The 23,861-nt window shown below is 36.7% G+C and carries 26 protein-coding genes and 1 pseudogene; 21 read left to right on the top strand and 6 right to left on the bottom strand.

What is annotated here, in order from left to right:
- The first annotated feature begins 151 nt into the window (after positions 1-151).
- From bioB to E8M05_RS09485, 10 genes and pseudogenes are all read left to right on the top strand, one after another.
- Positions 152-1,085 (top strand): annotated as a pseudogene (gene bioB, locus E8M05_RS09530) (biotin synthase BioB).
- Positions 1,078-1,746 (top strand): dethiobiotin synthase, encoded by a 669-nt coding sequence (bioD, locus tag E8M05_RS09525; RefSeq protein ID WP_003066365.1) that lies wholly within the window; start codon positions 1,078-1,080, stop codon positions 1,744-1,746. Before bioB ends, bioD begins: the two are co-directional and overlap by 8 nt.
- Positions 1,746-2,024, top strand: a complete 279-nt coding sequence (locus E8M05_RS11620) for a biotin transporter BioY (RefSeq protein ID WP_003066363.1) — start codon at positions 1,746-1,748, stop codon at positions 2,022-2,024. The genes bioD and E8M05_RS11620 overlap by 1 nt, the downstream gene beginning before the upstream one ends.
- A 383-nt stretch (positions 2,025-2,407) precedes the next feature.
- Positions 2,408-2,665 (top strand): hypothetical protein, encoded by a 258-nt coding sequence (locus E8M05_RS11615; RefSeq protein ID WP_003066361.1) that lies wholly within the window; start codon positions 2,408-2,410, stop codon positions 2,663-2,665.
- Between the two features lie 242 nt (positions 2,666-2,907).
- Positions 2,908-3,198 carry a 30S ribosomal protein S6 gene (gene rpsF, locus E8M05_RS09510; RefSeq protein WP_003066359.1) on the top strand — a complete coding sequence of 97 codons (291 nt, stop codon included), beginning with the start codon at positions 2,908-2,910 and terminating at the stop codon, positions 3,196-3,198.
- Positions 3,199-3,209: 11 nt separating this feature from the next.
- On the top strand, positions 3,210-3,725 hold the full coding sequence (locus tag E8M05_RS09505) for a single-stranded DNA-binding protein (RefSeq protein WP_003066357.1): 516 nt from the start codon (positions 3,210-3,212) through the stop codon (positions 3,723-3,725).
- A gap of 60 nt (positions 3,726-3,785) precedes the next feature.
- Positions 3,786-4,025: a 30S ribosomal protein S18 gene (gene rpsR / locus E8M05_RS09500; protein WP_000068664.1), complete on the top strand. Its 240-nt coding sequence runs from the start codon at positions 3,786-3,788 to the stop codon at positions 4,023-4,025.
- 134 nt (positions 4,026-4,159) lie between these two features.
- A complete protein-coding gene (locus tag E8M05_RS09495; protein ID WP_003066354.1) occupies positions 4,160-4,684 on the top strand; it encodes a DUF2975 domain-containing protein in 525 nt (174 codons plus the stop codon).
- A gap of 2 nt (positions 4,685-4,686) precedes the next feature.
- Positions 4,687-4,896: a helix-turn-helix domain-containing protein gene (locus E8M05_RS09490; protein WP_003066353.1), complete on the top strand. Its 210-nt coding sequence runs from the start codon at positions 4,687-4,689 to the stop codon at positions 4,894-4,896.
- Position 4,897: 1 nt separating this feature from the next.
- On the top strand, positions 4,898-5,347 hold the full coding sequence (locus E8M05_RS09485; RefSeq protein ID WP_003066351.1) for a hypothetical protein: 450 nt from the start codon (positions 4,898-4,900) through the stop codon (positions 5,345-5,347).
- A 44-nt stretch (positions 5,348-5,391) separates the two neighbouring features.
- Here E8M05_RS09485 and E8M05_RS09480 read toward each other — a convergent pair whose 3' ends face one another.
- Positions 5,392-6,048, bottom strand: a complete 657-nt coding sequence (locus tag E8M05_RS09480) for a DUF1129 domain-containing protein (protein ID WP_013852223.1) — start codon at positions 6,046-6,048, stop codon at positions 5,392-5,394.
- 302 nt (positions 6,049-6,350) lie between these two features.
- Positions 6,351-7,295, bottom strand: coding sequence for a magnesium transporter CorA family protein (locus tag E8M05_RS09475; protein WP_003066347.1), 945 nt, complete (start codon positions 7,293-7,295; stop codon positions 6,351-6,353).
- Positions 7,296-7,610: 315 nt separating this feature from the next.
- On the opposite strand from E8M05_RS09475, the gene uvrA reads away from it, so the two are divergent.
- The 5 genes from uvrA to E8M05_RS11605 all read left to right on the top strand — a co-directional run bounded on the left by uvrA (position 7,611) and on the right by E8M05_RS11605 (position 12,877).
- Positions 7,611-10,436 (top strand): excinuclease ABC subunit UvrA, encoded by a 2,826-nt coding sequence (uvrA, locus tag E8M05_RS09470; protein WP_003066345.1) that lies wholly within the window; start codon positions 7,611-7,613, stop codon positions 10,434-10,436.
- Between the two features lie 147 nt (positions 10,437-10,583).
- Positions 10,584-11,645 (top strand): M24 family metallopeptidase, encoded by a 1,062-nt coding sequence (locus tag E8M05_RS09465; protein ID WP_003066343.1) that lies wholly within the window; start codon positions 10,584-10,586, stop codon positions 11,643-11,645.
- A gap of 21 nt (positions 11,646-11,666) precedes the next feature.
- On the top strand, positions 11,667-12,131 hold the full coding sequence (locus E8M05_RS09460; protein ID WP_009854890.1) for a deoxycytidylate deaminase: 465 nt from the start codon (positions 11,667-11,669) through the stop codon (positions 12,129-12,131).
- Between the two features lie 95 nt (positions 12,132-12,226).
- The gene (locus E8M05_RS11610; protein WP_003066339.1) at positions 12,227-12,550 is read left to right on the top strand and encodes a hypothetical protein; all 324 of its coding nucleotides are present in this window, start codon (positions 12,227-12,229) and stop codon (positions 12,548-12,550) included.
- Positions 12,551-12,877 (top strand): hypothetical protein, encoded by a 327-nt coding sequence (locus tag E8M05_RS11605; protein WP_003066337.1) that lies wholly within the window; start codon positions 12,551-12,553, stop codon positions 12,875-12,877.
- A 452-nt stretch (positions 12,878-13,329) separates the two neighbouring features.
- Here the strand turns inward: E8M05_RS11605 and E8M05_RS11600 are convergent, their stop codons facing one another.
- Positions 13,330-13,485 (bottom strand): hypothetical protein, encoded by a 156-nt coding sequence (locus tag E8M05_RS11600; protein ID WP_003066335.1) that lies wholly within the window; start codon positions 13,483-13,485, stop codon positions 13,330-13,332.
- 168 nt (positions 13,486-13,653) lie between these two features.
- Here E8M05_RS11600 and efp point away from each other — a divergent pair, with 168 nt between their 5' ends.
- The 3 genes from efp to nusB all read left to right on the top strand — a co-directional run bounded on the left by efp (position 13,654) and on the right by nusB (position 15,094).
- Complete coding sequence (efp, locus tag E8M05_RS09445) at positions 13,654-14,214, top strand: elongation factor P (RefSeq protein ID WP_003066333.1); 561 nt, start codon at positions 13,654-13,656, stop codon at positions 14,212-14,214.
- A 69-nt stretch (positions 14,215-14,283) separates the two neighbouring features.
- Entirely contained in the window at positions 14,284-14,673 is a 390-nt protein-coding gene (locus tag E8M05_RS09440) for an Asp23/Gls24 family envelope stress response protein (protein ID WP_012962452.1), read from the top strand.
- Positions 14,666-15,094 (top strand): transcription antitermination factor NusB, encoded by a 429-nt coding sequence (nusB, locus tag E8M05_RS09435; RefSeq protein WP_003066329.1) that lies wholly within the window; start codon positions 14,666-14,668, stop codon positions 15,092-15,094. Before E8M05_RS09440 ends, nusB begins: the two co-directional genes overlap by 8 nt.
- A gap of 94 nt (positions 15,095-15,188) precedes the next feature.
- Here the strand turns inward: nusB and E8M05_RS09430 are convergent, their stop codons facing one another.
- Together E8M05_RS09430 and E8M05_RS09425 are read right to left on the bottom strand one after the other, a co-directional pair.
- Positions 15,189-16,151, bottom strand: a complete 963-nt coding sequence (locus E8M05_RS09430; protein WP_003066326.1) for a LacI family DNA-binding transcriptional regulator — start codon at positions 16,149-16,151, stop codon at positions 15,189-15,191.
- 1 nt (position 16,152) lies between these two features.
- Entirely contained in the window at positions 16,153-17,592 is a 1,440-nt protein-coding gene (locus E8M05_RS09425; RefSeq protein WP_003066324.1) for a sucrose-6-phosphate hydrolase, read from the bottom strand.
- Positions 17,593-17,779: 187 nt separating this feature from the next.
- Here E8M05_RS09425 and E8M05_RS09420 point away from each other — a divergent pair, with 187 nt between their 5' ends.
- Together E8M05_RS09420 and scrK are read left to right on the top strand one after the other, a co-directional pair.
- Positions 17,780-19,717 carry a sucrose-specific PTS transporter subunit IIBC gene (locus tag E8M05_RS09420; RefSeq protein ID WP_003066321.1) on the top strand — a complete coding sequence of 646 codons (1,938 nt, stop codon included), beginning with the start codon at positions 17,780-17,782 and terminating at the stop codon, positions 19,715-19,717.
- 152 nt (positions 19,718-19,869) lie between these two features.
- Positions 19,870-20,751 (top strand): fructokinase ScrK, encoded by an 882-nt coding sequence (gene scrK / locus E8M05_RS09415; protein ID WP_058692431.1) that lies wholly within the window; start codon positions 19,870-19,872, stop codon positions 20,749-20,751.
- On the opposite strand, the gene E8M05_RS11320 is transcribed toward scrK, so the two are convergent.
- Positions 20,748-20,984, bottom strand: a complete 237-nt coding sequence (locus E8M05_RS11320) for a hypothetical protein (protein WP_152905071.1) — start codon at positions 20,982-20,984, stop codon at positions 20,748-20,750. The genes scrK and E8M05_RS11320 overlap by 4 nt on opposite strands.
- Before the next feature lie 287 nt (positions 20,985-21,271).
- Between E8M05_RS11320 and secA the strand changes: the two genes are divergently transcribed.
- Positions 21,272-23,800 carry a preprotein translocase subunit SecA gene (gene secA, locus E8M05_RS09405; protein WP_013852217.1) on the top strand — a complete coding sequence of 843 codons (2,529 nt, stop codon included), beginning with the start codon at positions 21,272-21,274 and terminating at the stop codon, positions 23,798-23,800.
- Positions 23,801-23,861 lie beyond the last annotated feature (61 nt).

Raw genomic sequence — 23,861 nt, 5'->3', positions numbered from 1 at the left:
ACTAATGTCTACTAGTTTTAAAGGTTTTTATTTTATCATAGTTTAATGTTATAAAAGATTAATAATGTCGCTACAAGATGAAAAGAAAATTTTGTTAGAAAACAGTTAACTCAAATGTCATAATTGATTAACTGTTTTTAGGAGGTTTTCTATGATTTCAAAAAGAGACTGTTTAAATATTTTACAAAGTGACAGAAATTGGTGGGAATATTATGCGCAAGCTATTGTAGTGAAAAAGTAGATCAGGGAATTGGATTAGACTAAATACTCTACTGAATGCTAAAAGTGGTTTGTGCGCTGAGGATTGTGGCTATTGCTCTCAGGCTAAAGGTAGTAAGTCAAACATTGAGCGTTATGGATTATTACCTAAAAATCAAATTATTAGACAAGCTATTATTGCCAAACGAAATAATTCCAGCGTTTTTTGTATTGCATTAAGTGGTACAAGACCAACAGATAAGGAAATTTCTATATTATGTGATGTTATATCGGAAATAAAGCGTATTATGACTATTGAAATTTGTCTATCTATTGGTTTAGTTCGTGATGACCAACTAGTAAAATTAAAAGCAGCTGGTGTTGATAGAATTAATCATAATTTGAATACGCCACGAGATAATTATCCTAAAATTACGACGACACATACTTATCAAGATCGTTTAGATACGCTAGAAGTTTTAAGAAGAAATAATATCAATACTTGTTCGGGATTTATTTGTGGAATGGGAGAAACGGATGAACAGTTAATAGAGTTGGCTTTTGATTTGAAAAGTCAAGAACCTTACTCGGTTCCAGTAAATTTCTTGTTGCCTATTAAAGGAACGAAATTAGAAGGAAGAAATGAATTAACTCCTATGAGGTGTTTAAAGATTCTAGTGATGTTGCGTTTGCTTTTTCCAGATACCGAATTGCGTATTAGCGCTGGTCGTGAATATCACTTAGGGGAGATGCAGCAATTAGCAATATTAATTGTGGATTCTATTTTTCTGGGAAATTATTTGACAGAAAAAGGAGCAAAAATTTCTGAAGATCAAAAACTAATTCAGGGTTTAGGATTAACAGTAGAAGGTGAATGTAATGGATAATCAATTTATAATTTGTGGAATAGATACTGATTGTGGGAAATCCACAGCGTCAGTATTACTACATCAATATTTCAAAGAAAAGTTGAATAAGAATTCTATCATCATTAAACCTCTTCAAACTGGTAAAACTTTAGATACTGATTTTTATACTTCTTGCGGGATTCCACAGGAAAATATTATTAATTTTGAAACCTATAGATCAGAAACTTCACTTCATCTAGCTGCATTGCTTGAGCAAAAAAATATTCAATTAGAACACATTGTTCAACAGATTATAAAACAAGTAGAATCTCATAGTTTATCACCTGTTATTATAGAAATGGCAGGTGGGATAATGTCTCCAATTAATCAAAAACAATCAATGTTAGACATTGTTAAAGCTGTTAATCTTCCTGTTATTTTAGTAGTATCTTCATACCTTGGGTCACTGAATCATACTTTACTAACATTAAAAGTTTTACAATCTGAAGGGATTGATATTTTTGGAATAATATTTAATCAAGTGAGGACAGTAGAAGGGATAATCACAGATAGCAATGAATATATAAAAAATTTAACTGAGTTGCCGATATTAGGATACATACCCTATTTGAACGATTATAAACAAAGAATGAAGTCAGAAAATGACAAGAATAGACTCATAAAAAATTGGAGAGTGTGATGAAAACAAAAAAAGTTGTTTTGATGTCAATTATGCTTGCTTTACTAATAATTAGTTCAAAGCTAATTATTCCATTGCCGTTGTTAGATTTTATTTCAATACAGATAATTATTGTGTATATGTTATATCCTATTTTAGGAAAATACCATAGTTTCTTAACTCTTTTTATTTATCTTTTGTTAGGAATATTCGGCTTACCTGTTTTTGCATCGGGTGGTGGTATATTATATATTTTGAGACTAAGTTTTGGAAATTACCATTTATTCAAGCTGAAGTAGAGAAACTATTAGGAAAGAAAGTAGTAACCTTTGCTAATATGTTTATACAGAATTTGATATGATTGTTATTTATTTACTTATTCGGCTTAACATACAAAACACTTATTCTTTTAGTATCTTATGGAAAATTTGAAGTTTTTCACGATATACTATTTTTTAGTTCACTTGTTGATTTTTTTAGTAGATTCGGATCTAACTGTTATTATAACTTTAATGATGATAAAACTAAGAAACTATCATTTTAATAATTAACTCTTTTAGTTTAAGATGACTTTCATTATAGTCATTCTAGAGTAAGAAGATGTGTTTGATAGAAAATATTACTTTAACAGGAATTTAACTGATTTTCGTGTTATAACACTCAAAAAATATGTTAAAACAATTTGAATATTATATTAAAAGTTAAAGACAAGACAAAATTTTTTTACAATTTATGCTATAATGTATCTCAAACTAGCGAAAAGCGAGGTAGGGATATGTGGGTTGTTCGGAAAATGTATTGGCGTAGTGGTCAACAATATGTACAAGCACAGAAAATGTTTGAAACCCGCGAAGAAGCGGATAATTTTAGAAAAGGCTTAGAGATTGCAACAGAGCTTTATGAAACGAATCTCCCTGTCTCTAATAAAGGTGAATTTTAATTTAATTTTTATATAGAAAGCACGGCTGTGCTTTTTTATTGTCTTATTCTACATAGTAGATAATGTTAATTTTTTAAAATGTCATTTTAACAATGTACATAATGGACAAATAAAATCTTTCTGTAATGCATAAATCTCTTGCGTATTCGCTCTACGTATAGTATAATAATTTATTGTGAGTATCCCTCACTTACTCGTGACGAGGGTCACGGGTCATTAGACCAAAAGGAGGAAAAATATCAATGGCTAAATACGAAATTCTTTATATCATTCGTCCAAACATTGAAGAAGAAGCTAAAAACGCTTTGGTAGCACGCTTTGACTCTATCTTGACAGACAACGGTGCAACTGTTGTTGAATCAAAAGATTGGGAAAAACGTCGTCTTGCGTACGAAATTCAAGATTTCCGTGAAGGACTTTACCACGTTATCAACGTTGAAACAGAAGATGCAACAGCTCTTAATGAGTTTGACCGTCTTTCAAAAATCAACGGTGACATTCTTCGTCACATGATCGTTAAACTTGACGCGTAAGAAGGTATTTTATGATTAATAATGTAGTACTTGTCGGTCGTATGACTCGCGATGCAGAACTCCGTTACACACCATCTAATCAAGCTGTTGCCACATTTACACTTGCTGTAAATCGCAACTTTAAAAATCAAAATGGTGAACGTGAAGCTGATTTTATTAACTGTGTGATTTGGCGCCAACAGGCAGAAAATCTGTCTAATTGGGCTAAAAAAGGCACATTGATTGGTGTTACAGGTCGTATCCAGACTCGTAATTATGAAAATCAACAAGGTCAACGTGTTTACGTAACAGAGATTGTTGCAGATAATTTCCAAATCTTGGAAAGTCGTGCTACACGTGAAGGTCAATCAGGTGGTTCATATAACGGTGGATTCAACAATAACAATTCATCATTTGGTGGCTCATCAAACGACGGTGGTTTCTCATCACAATCTTCACAATCACAAACACCTAACTTTGGTCGTGATGAAAGCCCATTTGGCAATTCAAATCCAATGGACATTTCAGATGACGATCTTCCATTCTAATGGATATGGACAACTCAAGTGAAAAACTTGAAACAACAATAATATAAAGGAGAATAAAACATGGCTCAACAACGTCGTGGCGGATTCAAACGCCGTAAAAAAGTTGATTACATCGCAGCTAACAAAATTGAATATGTTGATTACAAAGATACTGAGCTTCTTAGCCGTTTCGTTTCAGAACGTGGTAAAATTCTTCCACGTCGCGTAACTGGAACTTCAGCTAAAAACCAACGTAAAGTAACAACAGCTATCAAACGCGCTCGCGTTATGGCTCTTATGCCATTCGTAAACGAAGACTAATTCGTTACTTTAAATAAGAAAAAATGACTCCGCGAGGGGTCTTTTTGTGTATGCAAATACTTTACAGAGTAAAATTATTGTTTTATAATAATTTTGAAGAGATAATTATTGTAAAACAATAATCGAGGTGTAAAATGAAACAGATTGTTTTTAAGGTTAGTAGGGAAGTTGTCAAAATTATACGCTATTTAGCAATTATTGGAATTATTGTCATGTTTTTAGGTATTCTAGGTGTTGTTCTTGACGGCTGGAATCAAAATGGAATGTTGACACTAGATTATAACTCGCAAATTGCTCAAGTGCCGATTTGGTTTCCGATGCTTATATTGCTATTAGCGGCTGCTATTTTTTATATGGTCGTTATGATTATGCGAGCGTTAGACAAACTACTAATGAATTTTCAGAAAGACTCTTATTTCAATTCTGAAAATATCACTTATCTTTCTAAAACATTGCGTTGCTTGCTGATTGCGACAGGTATTCAGTTGGCTGTTAACCTTATTTTTAATTTTTTGAATCTTGAACATGTTAGTGATTTATTTGAGCTATCATTGAAAGATTATTGGCTCAACATTGTATTACTTGTTGTCAATTATATTGGTATCCTTGTGATAAAACACGGCGTTCAACTTCAAAAAGATTATGATGAGATTATTTAGCTATGGCAGAAATACAAGTACATTTAGATAAAATGCTCAAGTTGAGAAATATAACCTCCAAAGAATTGGCTGAAAAAATTGGGATAACTGAGGCAAATTTATCGATTTTAAAGACTGGAAAGGCAAAAGGTGTTAGGTTTAATACGTTGATGAATATTTGCCGCGAATTAGACTGTCAACCAGGAGATATTTTAAAATATAGGAGAGACTAAGATGAAAAAGAGAAAATTTTTGCTAGGACTGTCAGTGCTGTTGCTAACTATTTTGGCAGGATGTGGTGCTGATTCAGAATTAACTGATGTGTCGCAAGACATTCAAACGGAGATTAACAAAGATTATTCATCAGAGTTGTCAGAAATGAATATTATGGATATTATTTCAGTTGAGAGCGATGAGGAACAACAATTATCAGCACAGTTTTCGGGTACTCTTTATATCATGGCTACCAAAGAGGACTTGCAGAAGTTATCTTCTGATGTCGATTTTGCTTTAAATGACGTTCCATTTACGGCTGTTAAAGAAAATAGTGACGATGATTTTAACATTAGGTATAACAATAAGACGTATTTTTCGGTTAAGAAAATTGATGTGACAGATATTGATAAGGTGAAAATTACATCAGATTGGTCAAAGAAAATTATCGTGGCATTGCGTAATGCCTAAAAAAGTCCTGCTAGGTTACCTAGCAGGACTTTTAATGTTTGAAATTATTGTTTCGGTGTCATGGCATTAAGGATATTATATTTCTTTTGAAGGAAATGACGTCCAAGAAGTGCAGCTGCACCAATGATTAACATAACGATGGCTGGTAATTGTGGGTTGATAACTGCTGGCAAGAATGCTGTTCCAGTGTAAAGGAGGACCCAACCAAGCATTGCCAAACCAAGCACCAAGATAGTTTTGGTCCAACCTGGACGTTCGCTTTTTGGTTTACCAGAGTGGCGATAGATGAAGTGATAAGTGGCATACATAGCAGCACCACCACCAAAACCAAGGGCAAGCAATGAAAGCAACCCAGAACTTGTTGTCGTTGAATTGAAGAAATCAATGACAGTATTAAGGAGGGCAACAATACCGATGAAAAGAAGTGATGTATCAAGCCACATTAACCAAGGATTGTCATTTTTATCAGTTTGCTCAGCATTCTTATCTGAATCTTTTTCAGTAAATGAAGCAGCCCAAACGGTAGGGGCACCGAAAAGAGCACGTGCAGTCAATCCTTTTTTCTGATTTTCAACAATTGTTGGTAAAACTTCTTCTAAAATCGTTTTGATTTCATCATCAGATTTGCCATCTTGAATTAATTGATTAGTAGCAATGTGAATAAATTCTTGATTCTTTTTAGTAAGTTTAGTTAAATCCATAATATATAGTCTCCTGTTTTTGTGAAATAGAAGTGTTGCTAAGAACATCCAGTAAAGCCCATGATTAAGATGAATTACTAGTGAGAGAAAATAAAACAGTTACTTTCTCTAATTAATAATCACCATAAATACACTGCCGATAAAATATTAAACTTCCGTTACTTAACATATCAAATGTCATAATGCAAAAACATTGGCTTGATAATAGTCACCTTTCAAACTAGTAAGCTGCCTAGGAAGAATCCTAATAGGATTCTTCCGTAATTCTGTTAGCGACCTTAGTCGCAACAGAATTTGGCAGGTTAAAACCACTTCTTCCTAAAGAAATAGATAACAACGAAGGCGCTCATAGCAGCGGCGATAAAAACAATGTACCAAAAGGCGTGTGGTAGACCATTTAGTGGCAACCAGTTATTTTGGAAGTTCATGCCATAAGCTGAGAAGATAACAGTTGGAATATCCAAAGCCATGGTCATCAATGCCAAGGTTTTCATGATTGTATTCTGATTGTTGTTGATGATTGAAGCAGTTGTTTCTGTCATGGCGTTCAAGACATTTTCATAAATGCCAGCCATCTCAATCGCCTGTTGCGTTTCAATCAGAGTGTCTTCAAGCAAATCTTCATCTTCGATATATTTTTTCAAAGAGCTGGTGCTACTTGAAAGCTTTTTAACGATACGTTCGTTGAATTTCAATGAGGCTTTCAAATAGACGATAGATTTTTCCAACTCCATCATGTCAATTAATTGCTCATTACGTGTGGCGTTTTCCAATTCAGCTTCGATTCGGTCGCTTTGGCGGTCGATAGAACGAAGGGCTGTTAGGAATAGTTCTGCATTGCGATAAAGCAATTGGAATACAAAACGTGTTTTCATGAATGTGTAAAAGTTTTTCACACGACGATTGAAAAAATTATCAAAAAGCGTCAATTCTTGCAAACACGTTGTGATAACAGCATTGTCTGTCACGATAATACCGAGCGGAATAGTGACATAGTAACTTTTGTTATTACGTTCTTCGTAGGTTGGCACATCGACGATAATCAATGTATAATCATCTTCAACGGCAATACGTGATGTTTCTTCAAGGTCGAGTGGCGCACGAAGGTCTGTAATATCGATATTGAATTGCTCAGATAATTTGACAGATTCTTCCTGGGAGGGGTTGACCAAATTAATCCAAGCGCCGGGCTCGAATGTATTGATTTCTTTAAATTCTAACGCTGTTGATAGAAACATTTGTTCCATAAAAACAACCCCTCCTTTTACTCTAAGATACAAAATCTAGTTAAACGTATAACATTGGATTTTGTTCCATTTATTTTTGCTGTATGTCATATTAAAATCCTTAGCTTGATATTTTCAAGAGGAGAAAATTTTACATACTAATCTATTATACTACAATTAGCAGTTTTTTGGGATAAAGAATAGTAGAAAATTTGTTATAATAAGGTAAGAATCTTAGAAGTAGCTATGAAGAAAGGACTAGGACATTGGTAAAAAGTGAACCTATCGGATGAAGGATCATCAATATAGGTTATTCATTTTGCTGATGAATAGATTATGCAAGATAAATTAATTATTCGTGGGGCACGTGCCCACAATTTAAAAAATATCAATGTTGACATTCCGCGGGATAAGTTGGTTGTTGTGACTGGTTTGTCTGGTTCGGGAAAGTCAAGTTTGGCATTTGATACGATTTACGCAGAAGGGCAACGTCGTTATGTAGAAAGTTTGTCAGCTTATGCGCGTATGTTTCTTGGTAATATGGAAAAACCAGATGTTGATTCGATTGAAGGTCTCAGCCCTGCTATTTCCATTGACCAAAAAACAACTAGTAAAAATCCTCGCTCTACGGTAGGGACAACGACAGAAATTAACGATTATCTGCGTCTTTTATATGCTCGCGTGGGGACGCCGTATTGTATCAATGGGCATGGTGCCATTACGGCATCATCTGTTGAGCAAATTGTTGACCAAGTTTTGGAATTGCCAGAACGGACGCGAATGCAGATTTTAGCGCCAGTTGTGCGTCGTAAAAAAGGACAACACAAGACGATTTTTGACCGTATTCAAAAAGATGGTTATGTGCGTGTGCGCGTGGATGGCGAGATTTTCGATATTTCAGAAGTTCCTGAGTTATCTAAGAGCAAAATGCACAATATCGAAATCGTTGTTGACCGTTTGATTAATAAAGACGGTATCCGTTCGCGCTTGTTTGATTCGGTGGAAGCTGCGCTTCGATTGGCTGATGGTTATGTGATTATTGATACTATGGATGGTAATGAATTGCTCTTTTCAGAGCATTATTCATGTCCTGTTTGTGGTTTTACCGTTCCAGAATTGGAACCACGTCTTTTTTCATTTAACGCACCGTTTGGTTCATGCCCAACCTGTGATGGCTTGGGAAGCAAATTGGAAGTCGATTTGGATTTGGTGATTCCTGACCGTAGTAAAACGCTTCGTGAAGGGGCTTTAGCACCGTGGAATCCAATCTCATCTAACTATTACCCAGCCATGCTAGAACAAGCCATGACTTCTTTTGGTATTGATATGGATACACCATTTGAAAATTTGACAGAAGAAGAACAAAACTTGGTCTTGTATGGCTCAGGCGAGCGTGAATTCCATTTCCACTATATCAATGACTTTGGTGGTGAACGTAATATCGACCTTCCGTTTGAGGGAGTCGTCAATAATATTGACCGCCGTTATCATGAAACAAATAGTGACTTTACACGTAATGTTATGCGTGGTTACATGAATGAATTGCCATGTGCAACTTGTCATGGTTATCGTTTAAATAATCAAGCACTTTGTGTTCGTGTTGGTGGCGAAAATGGCTTAAATATTGGGCAAGTGTCTGATTTGTCAGTTGCTGACCACTTGGAACTTTTAACTCACCTAGAACTCTCTGAAAATGAAAAGACGATTGCAATGCCGATTGTTAAGGAAATCAAAGACCGTCTGACCTTCTTAAATAATGTTGGCTTGAATTATTTGACCTTGTCGCGTTCTGCGGGGACTTTATCTGGTGGTGAAAGTCAGCGTATTCGCTTGGCAACGCAAATTGGTTCAAACCTATCAGGTGTCCTTTATATTTTGGATGAACCTTCGATTGGGCTTCATCAACGTGACAATGACCGTTTGATTTCAAGCTTGAAAAAAATGCGTGATTTGGGCAATACCTTGATTGTCGTTGAACACGATGAAGATACCATGCGCCAAGCTGATTGGCTCATTGATGTCGGACCAGGTGCAGGTGATTTTGGTGGGCAAATTGTTGCCTCTGGAACGCCAGAAGATGTTGCCAAAAATAAAAAATCAATTACAGGGCAATATTTGTCTGGAGCAAAAGAAATTCCTGTGCCACTAGAACGTCGTAAAGGAAATGGGCGCGTGCTTCGTGTCAAAGGTGCTTCTGAAAATAACCTGCAAAATATTGATGTGACTTTCCCACTTGGTAAATTCATTGCGGTGACAGGTGTTTCGGGTTCTGGAAAATCAACCTTGGTTAACAGTATTTTGAAAAAAGCTGTTGCTCAAAAATTAAATCGCAATTCTGCCAAACCTGGTAAACACAAGGCACTTGAAGGTATTGAGAACATTGAACGCTTGATTGACATTGACCAAAGCCCAATCGGCCGTACTCCGCGTTCAAATCCTGCAACTTACACAGGTGTTTTTGATGATATTCGTGACCTTTTTGCTAAGACCAATGAAGCTAAGATTCGTGGTTACAAAAAAGGACGTTTCTCATTTAACGTCAAAGGTGGACGTTGCGAGGCTTGCTCTGGTGACGGAATTATCAAGATTGAAATGCACTTCTTGCCAGATGTTTACGTACCTTGCGAGGTTTGTCATGGCACACGTTATAATAGTGAAACGCTTGAAGTTCATTACAAAGACAAAAATATCGCTGAAATTCTTGATATGACAGTCAATGATGCGGTTGAATTCTTTGCACCAATCCCTAAAATCGCACGCAAATTGCAAACTATCAAAGACGTTGGACTTGGTTATGTTACTCTCGGACAACCAGCCACAACGCTGTCTGGTGGTGAAGCACAGCGTATGAAATTGGCGAGTGAACTTCACAAACGCTCAACTGGTAAGAGCCTTTATATCCTTGATGAACCAACGACAGGACTTCACACAGATGACATTGCTCGTCTGCTTAAAGTCCTTCAACGCTTCGTGGATGATGGAAATACCGTGCTTGTCATTGAACACAATCTTGATGTGATTAAGACAGCTGACCACATTATCGACCTTGGACCAGAAGGCGGTGTCGGTGGTGGACAAATCGTTGCCACAGGCACACCAGAAGAGGTCGTCAAAGTCAAAGAATCCTTCACAGGACAATATTTAAAAGACAAATTGAAATAAAAAATACACTCCGAAATCTGGTTTTCGGGGTGTTTTTCATCAACTTTCCTTCACCGCTTAAGCTTTTTTGGAAAAAGTCGGTAGAATACGATTGTCTTGGTGTTTTTTTGGTATAATAATTTTAAAATATCTACTAAGGAGAGTTGTATGCTAGCGAGAGTTGAGAGGTTTGAGGCTAAGTTGAATCAATCAGAGGTTGATGCGTTTTTGGTGACTGGTCAAAATAATATTTATTATTTGACAGGGTTCTGGGGAACGTCAGCGACTGTTTTTATTTCTAAAAGTCGTCGGTTGTTTGTGACGGATGCTCGTTATACCTTGATTGCTAAACAGTCTGTTCAAGGATTTGACATCATTGAAAGTAGAGATGCTCTCCAAGAAATTGCTAAGGTGATTCAGGCGGATAATCTAAAGAAAATTGGTTTTGACAGCCAAGTATCTTTTGCTTATTACCAGACTTTACAAGGCGTGTTTGCAGGTTATGATTTGGTAGCTATGACGAATTTTATGGAAGAATTGCGCATGATTAAAGACTCTTCTGAGATTGCAACGATTCGTAAGGCTTGCTCGATTTCCGACCGCGCTTTTGCTGACATGCTTGATTTCATCAAACCAGATCAGACAACAGAATTACAAGTGGCGAATTTCCTTGATTTTCGTATGCGTGAATACGGTGCTTCTGGTGTGTCTTTTGAAACCATTGCAGCTTCTGGTTACCGCTCTGCCATGCCTCACGGCGTAGCCAGTGAGAAAGTCATCCAATCTGGTGAAACTTTGACGCTTGATTTTGGTTGCTACTACAACCACTACGTCAGTGATATGACACGTACCATTCATATTGGTGAGACAACTGATGAAGAGCGTGAAATTTATGACGTGGTTTTACGTGCTAATCAAGCGGTGATTGATTCGGTCAAAGCAGGAATGACACGCCGTGATTACGATAAATTGGCGCGTGATGTGATTGCAAAAGCGGGATATGCTGAGCAATTCACGCACGGTATTGGACACGGCATTGGGCTTGATATTCATGAAATTCCGTTCTTTGGCAATTCAGATGAGTTGGTTGAAGTTGGTATGACTATTACGGATGAACCAGGAATTTACCTTGATAACAAATACGGTGTCCGTATCGAAGATGATTTGGTTGTGACAGAAAATGGCTGCGAAGTCTTAACCTTAGCACCAAAAGAATTGATTGTGTTGTAGAGTTAGATAAGGAGGAAAATGATGACTGATAGACTTTCTTGGCAAGATTATTTTATGGCAAATGCGGAGCTGATTTCCAAGCGTTCGACTTGTGACCGTGCTTTTGTTGGTGCTGTTTTGGTGAAAGATAATCGCATCATCGCGACTGGTTACAACGGTGGTGTGTCAGAAACTGACAATTGTAATGAAGTTGGGCATAAAATGGAGGACGGACATTGTATCCGTACCGTTCATGCTGAAATGAATGCGCTTATTCAGTGTGCTAAGGAAGGTATTTCAACCAAAGGTACAGAAATTTACGTCACACATTTTCCATGTATCAACTGTACCAAGGCGCTGCTTCAAGCGGGAATTAAAAAAATTACTTATAAGACTGCCTATCGCATGCATCCATTTGCTATCGAATTAATGGAACAAAAAGGTGTTGAATACGTTCAACATGACGTTCCAGAAGTTAAATTGGGAATGGATGAATCGGAAGATTAATGAAGTTTAGGGAAAATGATTTATGAAAAATAAGGGAATCATTCTTGCAATATTAGGGATTTTAGTTTTATTCTTTAATCTCTCTCAACCAGTCTATGCAGGAGTTGACAATACTGGAAAGTAGGGGTAGTGTCACGACTGACGGAGGCTTTGGCTCTTTTGGTGGTTTTCGAGTGGTCTCTAGCGTTTCAAGCTCGAGCAGTAGCATGCCAACATCTAGTGGAGACGGCGATTTATTCGGCGTTGTATGTTTACTTGTCATGCTCTATGTATTCAGGAAAACAGGCAATGATGGGAAAGTAGAGCCTGAAAATGACGAGAAAGCCATTGAAGTTATCAAATTGGTTCATCCAGATTTTGAAGAATACGATTTTATTTCATACACTAAAGAATTGTATTTAGAATTGCAAAATGCGTGAATGGACAAAGATTGGGAACGCGTTCGGCATTTAGAAATAGAGAGTCTTTTCCATCAGCATAATATGCAGTTGAAAGAGTACATTGATAATCACATAGCTAATCATTTGGATAGAGTTTGTGTTGACCGAGCTGTCATCAAATCATTTAAGAGGTCAGATGACCATGATGTGATTAAAGTGATTTTGTCATCGTACATGTATGATGACATCAGAAATGATGGCACGGGTGAATTAATTCAAGGTGACTCAACAGCACACCTCTATACTGTTTACAATATGGAATTTATTTATGAAGAAGATGATGTTTCTGACTCAAATCCTTATTAACATTGGAAATGAAATACCTATGAAGTAGTGGACGGAGATGAATTTTATTTGTTAAAAAACGCGCTCATCATTTGAGTGCGTTTTTTAGAGTGTGGACAAACCCACTATTACCTCAAAATAAATTATAAATAATTGTTGACTCTGTTCGATTTTAGATAACACTCCACTGGGCTGTTAGAGCTGCTGAATGGACTTAAGAAACAAATGGATAGTTTGAGGTCCGAACCTATAAATTGAAAAGTGAGGAACCCAGAGGAAGTATCAAAAAGCCTTTTTTCTTCAGCCTAAAAATGAAATTTTTTATCTCAATTTATCATTTAAAATTTTGTCATCAATTTCTGAAGCAGGCCCAACCCTTGCTAGCAAATCGTTGATATAAAAATTATTATATAAAACAGCAAAGGCGATGTTAAGAACAAGACTGGCATTAGCATCAATATTGAGAGTTGTCGTTACAAACCTGCAATGATTGAGTCAATTACAATTTCCAGCCATTTCCAATCCTTGCGAAACAATGGCACAAATAAGAAAAAGAAAAGTGTTGTCCAGATAAAGCCACCTTTGACTTCCTTGATTGGACTGCTTGCATTTTTAAGTCTTACTGTCATCCATAAATCTTCGTTAGAATAAATAATTGATAATTCATTTTAGCAGAGTGAAATTTCTTTGACAAGAAAGATGTAGTAATGCCTTTTCAAAAGATTAAAAACATTTGAGCCATAGCGTATTTTATGGTAGAATGAAGTGATAAATAATTTATAAGAGGTAATTAATAAATGATTGAAGCAAGTAAGCTTAGAGCAGGTATGACCTTTGTAACATCTGATGGAAAACTCATCAAAGTTCTCGAAGCAAGTCACCACAAACCAGGTAAAGGTAATACTGTTATGCGTATGAAACTTCGTGATGTACGTACTGGTTCAACCTTTGATACTACTTATCGTCCAGAAGAAAAATTTGAACAAGCAATCATCGAAACACGTGCTGCACAATATCTTTACAAAATGGATGACACAGCATACTTCATGGATACTGAAAGCTACGAACAGTATGAAATCCCAGTTGTTAACGTAGAACAAGAATTACTTTACATCCTTGAAAACTCTGAAGTTAAAATCCAATTTTACGGTACAGAAGTTATCGGTGTAACTGCTCCTACAACAGTTGAATTGACAGTTACTGATACTCAACCATCTATCAAAGGTGCTACTGTTACTGGTTCAGGTAAACCTGCAACTCTTGAAACAGGTCTTGTTGTTAACGTACCAGACTTTATCGAAATCGGTCAAAAATTGGTGATTAATACGCAAGAAGGTACTTACGTATCACGTGCTTAAGCTTGCTAGTAGAGAGAGCATCGTTCTCTTTGCTTTTATCCTTATATTTTAATTTAGAAAGGAATGCTTATGACAACTGAAAATATCGGTGATATTGTTATTTCACCACGAGTACTAGAAGTTATCACAGGTATTGCTGCAACAAAAGTCGATGGCGTTCATTCACTTCGTAATAAAGCTATGACAGATAGTTTCAGCAAAACAGTTTTAGGTAAAGGAGTTTACCTTCAAACAGAAGAAGACGGCACAGTTAATGCAGACATTTACGTTTATCTTCAATATGGTGTTAATGTTCCTGCTGTCTCAATCGCAATCCAACAAGCTGTGAAAGCAGCTGTTTACGATATGGCAGAAGTAACAATTTCATCTGTTAATATTCACGTTGAAGGTATCGTTCCTGAAAAAACACCAAAACCAGATTTGAAAGCATTATTTGATGAGGATTTCTTGGATGACTAATAATTTTACAAATTCGAGACGAGACCTTCGTGAACGTGCTTTCCAAGCGCTCTTTAGCCTAGAATTTGGTGGAGAATATTTAGCAGCCGCACAGTTTGCCTATACTTATGACAAGACAATCGAAGAAGACGATACTATTGATGTTCCTGTCTTTCTTTTAAATCTTGTTAAAGGCGTACAAGATTTAAAATTTGAAATCGACCAACAAATTGAGACACATTTGAAGTCAGGTTGGTCATTAGAACGTTTGACACTAACTGATAGAGCCTTGCTTCGCTTGGGGCTTTACGAAATCAAATATTTCGAAGAAACTCCAGGACGTGTAGCGGTAAATGAAATCATCGAAATTGCTAAAAAGTATTCAGATGACACTTCAGCAAAATTTGTCAATGGCTTGTTGAGCCAATTTGTCGTAGAATAATAAACAGAGTGAAAGTTATAGGCTTTCGCTCTGTTTCAATAGAAATCATTAGTAAAATCACCAGCTATCTTTGTGATAGTTGGTGATTTTATATCTAAATACTTCCGCCAGGCAGAAGTGATATTGGTAGAATGTAATCTTTGCTCGCCTTTTCGCCTTTGATTTTCTTTAACAGAACATCCACGATTAGGCTTGCAATTTCATCAATCGGTTGTCGAATGGTTGTCAATTGTGGGAAGAAATTCTCAATAAATGATGTCCCGTCATAGCCGATAATTTTTAAGTTATCAGGAATCTTCAGCTCAAGCTGATGTGCAATTTTCATGGTAAGGATTGCTGTTAAGTCATCTGAAACAAAGATGCCATCTGGTTTATTACTTGCAATGATTGACTTGATTTCCATTTCACGACGAATTGTGGATAGGGTGTTAGGAACTTTAAAAATCTTGCCTTCTGGGATTTGGAAAGAAAAACCAAGAGCGCGTAAGCCTGTGGGTGAATCTGTGTTATCATTTCCTGTAATCATAATGATATTTTGGCAGCCATTTTTTTGTAATGTTTTAGCGGCTAATTTACCCCCTTCAAAGTTATCAGAAGAGATAATAGGGATATTGGGAGCTAAATTTCTGTCAAAAGCAATAATAGGAGCTGCAACACGCTCGTAATCATCAATTCCTAAATTATGACTAGATGAGATGATACCATCAACTTGATTAGCTTCAAGCATTTCAATGTATTCACGCTCCTTAGCAGGATCATTTTGGCTGTTACAAATAATCACCTTATAACCATGTTTGAATAATTCAATTTCAAGATATTCAATTAGTTCAGAATAGAAAATGTTGCTGATATTAGGAAAGATAAGTCCAATAAGTTGGGCTGATTTACCTTGAAGTCCGCGAGCTAAATTATTAGGCTTGTAACCCAGAGTCTTCATAGCTTCTTGAACTTTTTGTTTGGTTTTTTCTGATAAATAACCTTTATTATTAATGACACGAGAGACGGTTGTTGGACTTACTCCAGCTAATTCTGCGACATCCGTTAGTTTTGCTATCATGTTAGTATTTTAATTCAAAGTACGTTCCACTTGCTTCGCCTGATTTGATTTTAATACCATTTTGTCCTTCTTCAGGGAACACGCGGCTAGTAAATACTTTTTCTCCTTTGTTGATAAAGATTTCAATAATCGAATTATCTACAAAAATATTAGCACTTGTTTCTTTTGTATCAATCGAACATTCACGACTTGTACCAAATTCTGTAGCATATTGAACACCGGCTTTACTGCGGTCAAGGATAATTTTACCGTCTTTAGTATCTACAGTCAAGCTAAGTCCATTGCCTTTCTCATCTGCAAAAAGAAGAATTTCAGATTTTTGATTTTCGGGGAAAATCAATTCTAACTCATAAGTATTAGTGGTTTCGGATTTGTTAGCAAACGTTTCAGAAGCCGCACGAAGGGACGTGATAGCTTCTACAGGGTACTGATAGAGTTTTCCGTTTTTGATAGAAAGTTCTTTAACAAGACTCATTGCTCCTTGATAATCGTATTTATCTGTTGGATAATCAATATCAGGAAGTCCAATCCAACTAATAATTAAAGCACGTCCATCAGGAGCATTAAATCCTTGAGTGGCATAGGCTTCAAATCCATAATCAAGGTTTTGGATTTCAGAAGCATCAACAAGTTTTGCATGTTTAGTGTCAAACGATTGACATATTTTGTAAGTATTCGGAAAAATATTACTATAATCTAGCTCTGTTTTATCAAGACCTTGTGGACAATAAAGCAGAACAGGTTTATCGTCTACGAAAACAAGGTTTGGGCATTCAATCATATATTCTGAGCCTGTACCACCAAAATCAAGGTTACCAACTTCTTCCCAATTTTCAATATCGTTATTAACAGCTTTATACAATTTAATGAAGCCTGATTCATTAAGATTTTGAGCTCCAAGGATTGCGTAAAATTGACCTTTGTAGTTAAAGAGCTGTGGATCACGGAAGTGATCGGTTACATCATTAGCTTGGTGAATAAGAACATTTTCACACTTTGTAATATTGTAGTCCTTATCCATCCAAGCACCGATTTGAAATGGGTAGCGTACCCAATTTTCGTCACGGACATTTCCAGTGTAGAATAAGAAAAGCTTCCCATCTATTTCATAGGCAGAGCCAGAATAAGCGCCATGGCTATCGCGTTTGGTGTCGGGACGAAGCTCAGTACCAGTTTCATAAAAGTGAACTAAATCATCTGATTCTGTATGAACCCATTCTTTTAAGCCATGAGCCGCTCCAAATGGCCAATTTTGATAGAAGAGTGTGTATTTGCCGTTAAAGAAAGAAAAACCATTAGGGTCATTTAATAATCCAGTTTTAGGTTCAATATGATAGCTAGCATGCCAAGGAGATTGTTTTACATTTTTATTGATTGTTTCTCTCTCCTCTTTGCTCCAATCAGCATAAGCACGATATCGTATTTTTCTAGGTAAATCCATAATTTTCTCCTTTTATTTATCTATATACAAATAATATAGTAAACGTTTTCTTCTTAAAAATCAATCATTTTACACAAAAAAATAAAAAATATGATAAACGCTTGACATATATCTAAAATGTGTTAGAATGTAAATGTAGTTAAGTGAAACGCTTTCACGAAAGAAAATTATAAAAGGAGTTACTGTAATGGATTATGGTAAGGTAGCTTCCGACGTTGTAAAAGCAGTCGGAAAAGACAATCTTGTTGCAGCTGCGCATTGTGCGACACGACTTCGTCTCGTACTAAAGGATGATACAAAAGTTGACCAAAAAGCATTGGATGAAAATCCAGATGTGAAAGGTACATTTAAAATTGATGGCCAATATCAAGTTATTATCGGTGCTGGTGATGTTAACTTTGTTTATGATGAACTTATTAAAGAGACTGGTCTTTCAGAAGTTTCGACGGATGATTTAAAACAAATTGCTAGCAGTGGTAAAAAATTCAATCCAATTATGGCATTGATTAAATTGCTGTCAGATATTTTTGTACCAATCATTCCTGCTCTTGTTGCAGGTGGTCTATTGATGGCATTGCGAAACTTTTTGACATCTGCTGGACTTTTTGGACCTAAGTCAATTGAAGAAATGTATCCTGCTATCAAGGGTATTTCTGCAATGATTCAGCTTATGTCAGCTGCACCTTTCATGTTCTTACCAATCTTAGTTGGAATTTCAGCTGCGAAACGTTTTGGAGCAAATCAATTCCTTGGTGCTGCGATTGGTATGATTATGACAACACCAGATCTTGGTGGTTCGACGGAATATTGGAATATTTTTGGTTATCATGTTGCTCAAACGAATTATGCTTATCAAGTTATTCCAGTGTTAGCCGCTGTTTGGTTGTTATCAGTATTAGAGAAATTCTTCCACAAAAAACTACCGTCATCTGTTGACTTTACATTTACGCCATTATTATCAGTAATGATTACTGGTTTCCTAACTTTCACAGTTATTGGTCCTGTAATGTTATTGGTATCTAATGGAATTACAGATGCAATTGTTTGGTTGTATAATACAACTGGATTTATTGGAATGGGTATCTTTGGTGGTACTTATTCACTTATTGTTATGACTGGGCTTCACCAATCTTTCCCAGCGATTGAAACACAACTGCTTTCAGCATGGACAAATGGTGTGGGATATGGTGATTTCATATTTATAGTTGCTTCTATGGCAAATGTTGCTCAGGGTGCCGCTACATTTGCAATCTGGTTCTTAACTAAAAATTCTAAGACAAAAGGTCTTACTTCATCTGCAGGGGTATCAGCGCTTCTTGGTATCACCGAACCTGCGTTATTTGGGGTTAACTTGAAATATCGTTTCCCATTCTTCTGCGCTTTAATTGGTTCAGGAGTTGCTGCAGCGGTGGCAGGTTTACTTAAGGTAGTTGCTGTCTCACTTGGTTCAGCAGGTTTCCTTGGTTTCCTTTCTATCAATGCAACATCCATTCCATTCTATGTATTGTGTGAATTAATTAGCTTTGCGATTGCTTTTGCAATCACTTACTTCTACGGTAAAACAAAAGCTGCAGGTGTCTTTGAAGCGGAAGCAGCTGCTGAACAAATAGCAGTTGAAACTCCATCCACTAAAGAAGCAGAAGTTGCCGCTGAATCAGCTCAACCTGGTGTGTCTGCTGAAACAATTGTTAGCCCACTCGCTGGTGAAACAGTTCCTCTTACAGCAGTAAATGACCCGGTATTCTCATCAGAAGCTATGGGTAAAGGTATTGCTGTGAAACCAAGCGGAAATACAGTTTACTCTCCAGTTGATGGTATAGTCCAAATCGCTTTTGAAACTGGTCATGCTTATGGTCTTAAATCTGACAATGGTGCTGAAGTTCTTATTCATGTTGGTATCGACACAGTATCAATGAATGGTAAAGGATTTGCACAAAAGGTTACTGCTAATCAAAAAGTTAAAAAAGGCGATGTTCTTGGAACATTTGATACTGCAGCTATTGCAGCAGCGGGTCTTGATGATACAACAATGATTATTGTGACAAATACTGCTGACTATTCAGAAGTGACTTCAGTTACAGAAGGTACAATTGAAGAAGGTGCAGATTTACTTAAAGTCAAATAAATATATATGTATATTTTTGGAGGTGGATATTCACCTCTTTTTATATAGAGAGAAGCTTGATTTTACAAGGTTTTAAGCTGTTTTTACTATTGCGTTATCGCTTTCTTTTGTGTATAATATTGAGTATAAAATTAGTAATTGAGGGAGAAAAAATGACTAAATTATACGGTAGTGTAGAAGCGGGCGGAACCAAATTTGTTTGTGCCGTTGGAGATGAAAATTTCCAAGTTGTTGAAAAAGTACAATTTCCAACAACAACCCCTTATGAAACCATTGACAAAACAGTAGCATTCTTTAAACGTTTTGAAGCTGATTTGGCAGGAATTGCTATTGGTTCTTTTGGTCCAATCGATATTGATGAAAATTCAGAAACTTACGGCTATATCACAACCACTCCAAAACCACATTGGGCTAATGTTGACTTGGTTGGATTGATTTCAAAACACTTTAAGGTGCCAATGTATTTCACAACAGATGTTAACAGCTCTGCTTATGGTGAAACAATTGTTCGTAAAGGTGTTAAGAGCCTTGTCTATTACACAATCGGTACAGGTATCGGTGCTGGTGCAATTCAAAATGGTGAATTCATCGGCGGTATCGGTCATACAGAAGCTGGTCACGTTTATGTGGCTCCACATCCACAAGACGTTGCGAACAACTATACTGGTTTCTGTCCTTTCCACAAAGGTTGTCTAGAAGGCATGGCAGCAGGACCATCACTAGAAGGCCGTACAGGCATTCGTGGTGAATTGATTGAGTTGAATTCAGAAGTTTGGGACGTTCAAGCTTACTATATCGCACAAGCTGCAGTTCAAGCTACTCTTCTTTACCGTCCACAAGTTATTGTCTTTGGTGGTGGTGTTATGGCTCAAGAACACATGTTGAAACGCGTTCGTGATAAATTCACTGCTTTGTTAAATGGTTACGTACCAGTTCCAGATGTAACAGAATATATTGTGACACCAGGTGTTTCTGAAAATGGTTCTGCTACTCTTGGTAACTTTGCTTTGGCTAAAAAAGTATCTGAACGCTAATTATTAATGTCTAATAAACCATTGAGATTGAGGGAATCTAAGGAAGCTTTCTTCAATCTTTTTTTATCTGAAATCTTATGAAGTTGATTTAATGTGTTTTCTTGTTGTTGAGGCAAAAAAAGGGTATAATCGTAGCGAGTCAAAACTGTAAAAATAGGAATCATTAAATTAAGACTAGACAAAGCTACTTTTTTTCCTAAAATACGCTTTAATTTTATATTAATCTCGTTCAATTTTGGGAGCAAAGCGAGCATAAAAAAACAATACTTTTCTGTTGTAGTGAAAGTGGCTGAATACTGCTTAATTCAGCCACACGGAAGTTTTGAGACAAACCTAGTTATGTCCTCCAACAGTCCATTGGACTGTTGGACATGCCGTCTGCATTACTTATAAGGAAAGTATCAAAAAAAGAATTTTTACTGATTTTGAGCCTGTGAGCTCATTGCTTCAACGGTGAATTCTTGAATTCAAGCGCTTTTTGTGTTAAAATGTGATGATAAGTTTATCGAAAGGAATTGGGATGGCAAATATTCTACGGACTGTTATCGAAAACGATAAAGGTGAATTAAGAAAATTAGAAAAAACTGCAAAGAAAGTTGAGTCATATGCTGACGCTATGGCAGCTTTGTCTGATGAAGAATTGCAAGCAAAAACACCAGAATTTAAACAAAGATATCAAAATGGTGAAACATTAGATCAATTATTACCGGAAGCTTTCGCAGTTGTCCGCGAAGCAGCAAAACGTGTATTAGGACTTTATCCATATCGTGTTCAAATCATGGGTGGTATTGTTATGCACAATGGTGACGTTCCTGAAATGCGTACTGGTGAAGGTAAAACATTGACAGCGACAATGCCTGTTTACCTTAATGCCCTTGCTGGCGAAGGAGTACACGTTATCACAGTTAACGAATACCTCGCAACACGTGACGCTACTGAAATGGGTGAAGTTTACAGCTGGCTTGGATTATCTGTTGGTATTAACTTGGCTGCTAAATCACCATATGAAAAACGTGAAGCATACAATTGTGACGTGACCTATTCAACAAACTCAGAAGTTGGTTTTGACTATCTTCGTGACAACATGGTTGTTCGTCAAGAAGATATGGTACAACGTCCATTAAACTTCGCATTGGTCGATGAAGTTGACTCTGTTTTGATTGATGAAGCAAGAACGCCATTGATTGTTTCAGGTCAAGTAAGTTCAGAAACAAGCCAACTTTATATTCGTGCGGATCGCTTTGTAAAAACACTGACAAGTGTTGATTACGCTATTGATGTACCTACAAAAACAATCGGTTTGACTGATTATGGTATTGATAAAGCAGAAGAATACTTCCACTTGGAAAATCTTTATGATTTAGAAAATGTTGCTCTAACGCACTACATTGATAATGCTCTTCGTGCTAATTACATCATGCTTTTAGATATTGATTATGTGGTTAGTCAAATGGGAGAAATCTTGATTGTTGACCAATTTACAGGTCGTACAATGGAAGGACGCCGTTTCTCTGATGGTTTGCACCAAGCTATTGAAGCCAAAGAGGGCGTGGCTATCCAAGAAGAATCTAAAACAAGTGCTTCAATTACTTACCAAAATATGTTCCGTATGTACAAAAAATTGGCTGGTATGACAGGTACTGCAAAAACAGAAGAGGAAGAATTCCGCGAAGTTTACAATATGCGTGTCATTCCAATCCCAACTAACAAACCTGTGGCACGTATTGACCATTCAGACCTTCTATATCCAACACTCGACTCTAAATTTAGAGCTGTTGTTGCGGATGTCAAGGCTCGTCATGAAAAAGGTCAACCGGTCTTGGTTGGTACTGTTGCGGTGGAAACATCAGACCTTATTTCTAAGAAATTAGTTGAAGCTGGTGTGCCACACGAAGTTTTGAATGCGAAAAACCACTTCAAAGAAGCACAAATTATCATGAATGCTGGTCAACGTGGCGCTGTTACAATTGCGACAAATATGGCTGGTCGTGGTACCGATATTAAACTTGGTGAAGGTGTTCGTGAACTTGGTGGGCTTTGTGTCATTGGTACAGAACGTCATGAAAGCCGTCGTATTGATAATCAACTTCGTGGTCGTTCAGGTCGTCAAGGTGACCCAGGTGAATCACAATTTTACCTTTCACTTGAAGATGACTTGATGCGTCGTTTTGGTTCAGACCGCATCAAGGCTTTCCTTGACCGCATGAATCTTGAGGAAGAAGAAGCAGTCATCAAATCTAAAATGTTGACACGCCAAGTTGAATCAGCTCAAAAACGTGTTGAAGGTAATAACTACGATACTCGTAAACAAGTCTTGCAATATGATGACGTGATGCGTGAACAACGTGAAATTATTTATGAAGAACGTCGTGATGTTATCACAGCAGACCGCGACTTAGCTCCTGAAATCAAAGCTATGATTAAACGCACAATCAATCGTGCCGTTGATGCTCACAGTCGTGCAGACCGCGAAGAAGGTATCCGAGCAATCTTGAACTTTGCCAAAGTGAATCTGGTTGCTGAAGATTCAATCAGCTTATCTGATTTAGAAGGTTTGGACTTTGAGGCAATCAAAGAAAATTTGTATGAACGTGCTTTGAAAGTTTACGATACACAAATTGCTAAATTACAAAACCAAGAAGCTGTTATCGAATTCCAAAAAGTTTTGATTTTGATGGTTGTTGATAATAAATGGACTGACCATATCGATGCTCTAGATCAATTGCGTCAATCAGTCGGTTTGCGTGGTTATGCCCAAAATAACCCTGTTGTTGAATACCAAGCTGAAGGTTTCCGTATGTTCCAATCAATGATTGGAGCGATTGAATTTGATGTCACACGTACCATGATGAAAGCTCAAATTCACCAAAAAGAACGTGAACATTCATCACAACGTGCAACAACAATGGCAGAAAAGAATATTGCGGCGCAAACTGTTCGTGCTCAAGCTGATAGCGATATTGATTTTTCTAAAGTTAAACGCAATGACTTGTGTCCTTGCGGTTCTGGTAAAAAATTCAAAAATTGCCACGGTCGTAAACAATTTTAAAAAGTCGATAGAAAATTCTGAAAAATCAATTGAAAACCCACCTGAAAATGGTATAATAGAA

Origin of the sequence: Streptococcus pasteurianus (assembly GCF_004843545.1) — a bacterium.
GTDB lineage: Bacteria > Bacillota > Bacilli > Lactobacillales > Streptococcaceae > Streptococcus > Streptococcus pasteurianus.
Note: the sequence above shows the minus strand (reverse complement) of the source record. Positions and strands in the feature narration are given on the sequence as shown.

What these genes read in the sequence shown, in the direction of transcription:
- bioD (WP_003066365.1), top strand. Translation starts at nt 1,078, where the DNA reads ATGGATAATCAATTTATAATTTGTGGAATAGATACTGATTGTGGGAAA.
- E8M05_RS11620 (WP_003066363.1), top strand. Translation starts at nt 1,746, where the DNA reads ATGAAAACAAAAAAAGTTGTTTTGATGTCAATTATGCTTGCTTTACTA.
- rpsF (WP_003066359.1), top strand. Translation starts at nt 2,908, where the DNA reads ATGGCTAAATACGAAATTCTTTATATCATTCGTCCAAACATTGAAGAA.
- E8M05_RS09505 (WP_003066357.1), top strand. Translation starts at nt 3,210, where the DNA reads ATGATTAATAATGTAGTACTTGTCGGTCGTATGACTCGCGATGCAGAA.
- rpsR (WP_000068664.1), top strand. Translation starts at nt 3,786, where the DNA reads ATGGCTCAACAACGTCGTGGCGGATTCAAACGCCGTAAAAAAGTTGAT.
- E8M05_RS09495 (WP_003066354.1), top strand. Translation starts at nt 4,160, where the DNA reads ATGAAACAGATTGTTTTTAAGGTTAGTAGGGAAGTTGTCAAAATTATA.
- E8M05_RS09490 (WP_003066353.1), top strand. Translation starts at nt 4,687, where the DNA reads ATGGCAGAAATACAAGTACATTTAGATAAAATGCTCAAGTTGAGAAAT.
- E8M05_RS09485 (WP_003066351.1), top strand. Translation starts at nt 4,898, where the DNA reads ATGAAAAAGAGAAAATTTTTGCTAGGACTGTCAGTGCTGTTGCTAACT.
- E8M05_RS09480 (WP_013852223.1), bottom strand. Translation starts at nt 6,048, where the DNA reads ATGGATTTAACTAAACTTACTAAAAAGAATCAAGAATTTATTCACATT.
- E8M05_RS09475 (WP_003066347.1), bottom strand. Translation starts at nt 7,295, where the DNA reads ATGGAACAAATGTTTCTATCAACAGCGTTAGAATTTAAAGAAATCAAT.
- uvrA (WP_003066345.1), top strand. Translation starts at nt 7,611, where the DNA reads ATGCAAGATAAATTAATTATTCGTGGGGCACGTGCCCACAATTTAAAA.
- E8M05_RS09465 (WP_003066343.1), top strand. Translation starts at nt 10,584, where the DNA reads ATGCTAGCGAGAGTTGAGAGGTTTGAGGCTAAGTTGAATCAATCAGAG.
- E8M05_RS09460 (WP_009854890.1), top strand. Translation starts at nt 11,667, where the DNA reads ATGACTGATAGACTTTCTTGGCAAGATTATTTTATGGCAAATGCGGAG.
- E8M05_RS11610 (WP_003066339.1), top strand. Translation starts at nt 12,227, where the DNA reads ATGCAGGAGTTGACAATACTGGAAAGTAGGGGTAGTGTCACGACTGAC.
- E8M05_RS11605 (WP_003066337.1), top strand. Translation starts at nt 12,551, where the DNA reads ATGGACAAAGATTGGGAACGCGTTCGGCATTTAGAAATAGAGAGTCTT.
- E8M05_RS11600 (WP_003066335.1), bottom strand. Translation starts at nt 13,485, where the DNA reads ATGACAGTAAGACTTAAAAATGCAAGCAGTCCAATCAAGGAAGTCAAA.
- efp (WP_003066333.1), top strand. Translation starts at nt 13,654, where the DNA reads ATGATTGAAGCAAGTAAGCTTAGAGCAGGTATGACCTTTGTAACATCT.
- E8M05_RS09440 (WP_012962452.1), top strand. Translation starts at nt 14,284, where the DNA reads ATGACAACTGAAAATATCGGTGATATTGTTATTTCACCACGAGTACTA.
- nusB (WP_003066329.1), top strand. Translation starts at nt 14,666, where the DNA reads ATGACTAATAATTTTACAAATTCGAGACGAGACCTTCGTGAACGTGCT.
- E8M05_RS09430 (WP_003066326.1), bottom strand. Translation starts at nt 16,151, where the DNA reads ATGATAGCAAAACTAACGGATGTCGCAGAATTAGCTGGAGTAAGTCCA.
- E8M05_RS09425 (WP_003066324.1), bottom strand. Translation starts at nt 17,592, where the DNA reads ATGGATTTACCTAGAAAAATACGATATCGTGCTTATGCTGATTGGAGC.
- E8M05_RS09420 (WP_003066321.1), top strand. Translation starts at nt 17,780, where the DNA reads ATGGATTATGGTAAGGTAGCTTCCGACGTTGTAAAAGCAGTCGGAAAA.
- scrK (WP_058692431.1), top strand. Translation starts at nt 19,870, where the DNA reads ATGACTAAATTATACGGTAGTGTAGAAGCGGGCGGAACCAAATTTGTT.
- secA (WP_013852217.1), top strand. Translation starts at nt 21,272, where the DNA reads ATGGCAAATATTCTACGGACTGTTATCGAAAACGATAAAGGTGAATTA.